Below are 883 nucleotides of genomic sequence, written 5' to 3' on the forward strand. Positions count from 1 at the left end.
AAAAAAATAATCAAACAGGGTGGCGATTTCTGCCTACCTGTCAAAGGAAATCAAAAAGGATTATTGGAAGATATTGTTGCTTGCTTTTCCTATGACCAAGAGTCTGTAGTAGATTATTATGAAACTATTGAAAAAGCTCATGGTCAAATCGAAACACGAAAGTATGAAGTTGTCCACGACACTTCTTGGTTCCGAAAAGACCATCCAGATTGGCCTCATGTTCAATGTTTGGGAAAGGCTATTTGTATTATTGAGAAGGATGATAAGGTAACGCGTATCGAGCGCTATTTTGTCTTGAGTACGAAGGTATTAGCTGACGAACTAGCCAGCTATGTTCGGGGCCACTGGAAAATCGAGAGTATGCACTGGCTATTGGATGTTGTTTTCCGTGAAGACGCTAATAAAACTTTAAATAAACAGTTAGCCTTTAACCTGAATATTATCGACAAATTTTGTTTGAGTGTGTTAAGAAATCTTGATGTTGGTAAAGATATGAGTATGAGACGAAAGAAGTTCCATTTGAGTATGGTATTCGATAAATTTTTAAGAGTACTAATTTAAAAAAGATTCTAGCAGGGAATAAATCTACTAGAATCTTTCGTGCGTTTGTCGTGCCATCTATTCTGATAACTTGATTAAAACGTTTCAGGATTTCTCTGTCTTGATCATGAGTGATCACAATAATGATTGCATCAGATATAGAAAGTATATAATCCATTATCTTCCTTGATCTAATGGGATCTAAATTACTGGTTGGTTCGTCAAATATATACACTGAGTAATTTTGACTCAAACATACTAAGATTAGTAGTGAGGAAACCTTCGACGGAAGATTTTCTCACTACTTTTTCTTTATGTTAAAGTAGTAGTGTCTTGTTAAGTC

Annotated in this window: 1 protein-coding gene and 1 pseudogene; one reads left to right on the top strand and one right to left on the bottom strand. The window is 35.1% G+C overall.

The annotated features are described in order from the left end of the window. Window positions 1–561: ISAs1 family transposase (locus I2503_RS09400; protein WP_196966846.1), on the top strand; the 561-nt coding region annotated here is incomplete at its 5' end. A gap of 58 nt (window positions 562–619) precedes the next feature. Here the strand turns inward: I2503_RS09400 and I2503_RS09880 are convergent. After that, window positions 620–793: pseudogene (locus tag I2503_RS09880) on the bottom strand (ABC transporter ATP-binding protein); the annotation flags it as partial. Window positions 794–883 lie beyond the last annotated feature (90 nt).

It is taken from the genome of Streptococcus sp. NLN64 (assembly GCF_015831295.1).
GTDB lineage: Bacteria > Bacillota > Bacilli > Lactobacillales > Streptococcaceae > Streptococcus.